The following is a 1,345-nucleotide window of genomic DNA, read 5'->3' on the forward strand; positions in this document are numbered from 1 at the left end:
CCCAAAATCACCGCCGGCACGAAGGCGATCAGCACATTGAGGGCAAAGCGCTGCGCCTGTTTTTCGGTGGGCAGGGCCAGCACGGTGTCGTGTATTTTTTGCCAATAGACCAGGATCACGGCAAAGATGGCGCCGGTCTGAATGGCGATGTCGAACACCTTGGCCTTGTCGTCATCAAAGCCCAGCAGGGCGCCGGCCAGAATCAGATGCCCGGTACTCGAAATGGGCAAAAACTCGGTCAGCCCTTCCACCACGCCCATGATGGCGGCCTTGATCAGCAAAACAATATCCACGCGCGCTCCTAAACAAGGCGCAGATTATCGCCGCCCGCGTGCCGCGTTTTCCGCAGCAGCAACTCGAGCGGCCAGGTCAAGCTACTTGATCAAGGCATGCACTGCCTTGAACTGCGGCACCTCGGCGCTGCGCAGCCACTCGAAGGCGACCATTTCGGTGGTCACCAGCTCGGCGCCGGCACCGGCCAGGCGGTCAAAGGCGGCGTCACGGTTGCGCTCGGTGCGCGAGCTGCAGGCGTCAGTCACCACCCAAACCTCGAACTCGTCTTCGAGCAAATGCAGCGCAGTCTGCAGCAGGCACACATGGGCCTCGCAGCCGGCAATCACGATGCTGCTGCGCTCGGTGGGTGTGTTGGACGGCTTTTGCAAGTGCTTGGGCAAGCTGCGCGCGTTGCCCGCAGGTGCCTTGACGGGCGGGCGCAGCCACTCGCCCAGACCTTCTTCGACCGCGCTGAATTGCATTTTGGCGAGGATGCGCCGACACAGGGCGCGCAGTTCGGGCGGGTTTTCGCCGAGTTTGGACGGGTTTTGTTCGGTGCCCCATACCGGCACCTGCATCAATTGGGCCGCTTGGGCCAGGCGCATGGCGTTGGCCAGCACCTGCGGCCCTTCAAAAATGGCAGGCATCAGGCGGGGCTGGTAGTCAACCAGCACGAGTTGGGAGCGTTCGGCGTCAAGCAGCATGGCGGGCTTTCATAAGTAAATGACAGGGCATGGCGCGATTAAACCGCAATCTTCACCACCACCCGGCCACGCACCTTGCCATCCATCAGGTCGTGCGCGCTGGCAATGGCGGCTTCCAGCGGCACCTCTTGCACCATGGTCTCCAGCAGAGCTGGGTCAAGGTCAAGTGCCAGCCGCTGCCAGGCGCGCTGGCGTTTGGCCAGCGGTGCCATCACCGAATCAACCCCGGCCAGCGTGACACCACGCAAGATGAACGGCATCACCGTGGTCGGCAAGTCCATGCCTTGCGCCAGGCCGCAGGCGGCTACCACGCCGCCGTAACGTGTTTGCGCCAGCGCATTGGCCAGCGTGTGCGAGCCCACGGCATC

The 1,345-nt window shown here is 63.0% G+C and carries 2 protein-coding genes and 1 pseudogene; all 3 read right to left on the reverse strand.

Features of this window, described 5'->3' with window-relative positions:
• The coding region (locus IBX54_RS15125; protein ID WP_296543473.1) for an undecaprenyl-diphosphate phosphatase at positions 1-293 on the reverse strand (293 nt) is incomplete at its 3' end.
• A gap of 81 nt (positions 294-374) precedes the next feature.
• Entirely contained in the window at positions 375-977 is a 603-nt protein-coding gene (locus tag IBX54_RS15130) for an isochorismatase family protein (RefSeq protein WP_296543474.1), read from the reverse strand.
• Between the two features lie 38 nt (positions 978-1,015).
• A pseudogene (locus tag IBX54_RS15135) lies at positions 1,016-1,345 on the reverse strand (oxidoreductase); the annotation flags it as partial.

Source organism: Rhodoferax sp., from assembly GCF_014859475.1.
In the GTDB taxonomy this organism is placed as follows: domain Bacteria; phylum Pseudomonadota; class Gammaproteobacteria; order Burkholderiales; family Burkholderiaceae_C; genus Rhodoferax.

Bases quoted from the DNA above. Each gene is read 5' to 3' on its own strand.
- IBX54_RS15130 (WP_296543474.1), bottom strand. From the start codon at position 977: ATGCTGCTTGACGCCGAACGCTCCCAACTCGTGCTGGTTGACTACCAG.